The following is a 1,285-nucleotide window of genomic DNA, read 5'->3' as shown; positions in this document are numbered from 1 at the left end:
CAACTTGAAGTCTACCGACGCGGATTTGCGACCGAATATGTTCAGAAAGCCGGGTCTAGAAACAACGTCCAGGTCCAACAGCCCACGATCAGCTTCTACAGGTGTAAATTGATAACTAGCGTATTCAGCATCTAAGTCACCTAGAATGAAAAAGAACCCACCACCTTCTCCTAGTTGCTCGAACAACTCCAGTTCTTCAACCCAAGGGTAGTCATCAATGATTTCACAAGCTTCACGATGAGACTTAAGATCTCGTTCATGATCAACTAGCTCAGTACCGCCTTCACGATATTGAAAATACACTTTAACCATATTCATGGAATTATCCCTATTCAGCTAACGCCCTGTTAAGGTGTGAGCAACGCAATACCGATGCTTCCGCATACCACCCTAAACACTAAACACAACGCATAGTAAAAATGCCACGCGTTGCGAATCACTCTTGAACAGTTTGTTATATGATTATTCACTCTATGAGAAACTTAAGTAAATCAACTTTTTTGATTGTATATTTTTTATTGGGTACACGGATAATACTATCTATATAGTTTACCGCTGCGTCGATCGATACTTCATTAGAATCATGAATTTCACCAACTTTCTTCCAACATTTCTCCGCAAACATACGCCTTTGTTTTAATTCATGTTTTGAGTCTGTATCATTTGGAAAGGTAATCCCTCTCCATATAAAACACAATTCTGTTAGTTGGCGATTATCATCTGCACCATTTGATTCCAGAATGTCCTGAGTATTACGTTTATCAACAACAGATTGAAAAGCTGTACCTGCATATAAAACACTTCCTCGCTTGATCAAATAATCAGCAATTTTTTCAATAGAAGTTAAACTAGGACATAAGTTAATATGAGAGGAAGCTTTATGGCTATATTGACCTCCTTGACTGGACACAATAATCTTGATTGTAATATCTCCAGCAGAAAACCCCAGCTTTTGTGCAACAAACCAGTGCCCAAGTTCATGTCGAATTACTTTTTCTTTGTATTTTCGGTCTAATATCATATATTTCTCAATCATATAACGCCCTGTTAAGGTGTGAGCAACGCAATGCCGATGCTGCCGCATGCCACCTTAATCACTTAAACCAACGCATAGTAAAAATGCCACGCGTTGCGAATCACTCTTGAACAGTTTGTTATGTACCTTAGACGTGTAGACACTATATACACTTGTATGTATATTCTACATTAACTTACCTATAGAGATAACTGCCATGAGTGCTGGAATTTTAATAGAAAACTGTACAAACTGTAGAGTTATAGGTGG

General features: G+C 38.4%; 2 protein-coding genes. Both read right to left on the bottom strand.

What is annotated here, in order from left to right; genetic code table 11:
- On the bottom strand, window positions 1-318 hold a 318-nt coding region (locus IQR33_RS20710; RefSeq protein WP_228014041.1), incomplete at its 3' end, for a hypothetical protein.
- A gap of 148 nt (window positions 319-466) precedes the next feature.
- Window positions 467-1,036, bottom strand: coding sequence for a hypothetical protein (locus tag IQR33_RS20700; RefSeq protein ID WP_193844007.1), 570 nt, complete (start codon window positions 1,034-1,036; stop codon window positions 467-469).
- Window positions 1,037-1,285 lie beyond the last annotated feature (249 nt).

It is taken from the genome of Vibrio sp. OPT46 (assembly GCF_015163535.1).
GTDB classification, from domain to species: domain Bacteria; phylum Pseudomonadota; class Gammaproteobacteria; order Enterobacterales; family Vibrionaceae; genus Vibrio; species Vibrio alginolyticus.
The sequence above is the reverse complement of the archived record's forward strand: the minus strand, read 5'-3'. Positions and strand labels throughout refer to the sequence as shown.